General features: G+C 46.9%; 1 protein-coding gene. It reads right to left on the reverse strand.

Translation table 11 applies throughout. The features are described 5' to 3' along the window. Nucleotides 1-563: phenylalanine 4-monooxygenase (gene phhA, locus R7190_RS29560; RefSeq protein WP_318138163.1), on the reverse strand; the 563-nt coding region annotated here is incomplete at both ends.

Below are 563 nucleotides of genomic sequence, written 5' to 3' on the forward strand. Positions count from 1 at the left end.
ACGAATTGCACTTTCGCTTTCCAATGCGTAGATGGTTTCTCCTGGGGAAGAGAGTATACCGCCGCCATAGATTTTGGTTTTCGTGCCTTCTTTCACTAAACCAAATTCAACGGTAAACCAGTAAAGACGAGCCAAGTAAGCTCTCTGTTTTGGTGTTGCCGCTTGTCCGAGCTGACCATAATGTTCCGTAAACGCAGCAAACTCTGGATGCGTGAGCATGGCACAATGGCCGAAAATTTCGTGGAAAAAATCCGGCTCTTGCAAATAATCGAACTCTTCTCGGGTTCTTAGGAAAGTCGCGACTGGAAAACGTTTGTTACCCAACAAATTAAAAAATCGGTCGAAATCGATCAGAGCAGGCACAGGCTCAACCTGCCATCCTGTTGTTTCCATTAAGACTCGATTGATTTCCGGCAACTGAGGCACGCGATCCTGAGGTAAGTTCAGCAGTTCCAAACCACGTAGATAAGCATCACACGCACGCTCTTTGATCACGCTCATTTGTCTCGTGACAAGGTCACTCCAAATGGCATCTTCTTCGCGGCTCCATTCTACCCTTCCAT

The sequence above is a fragment of the Vibrio sp. 1078-1 genome, from assembly GCF_033340475.1.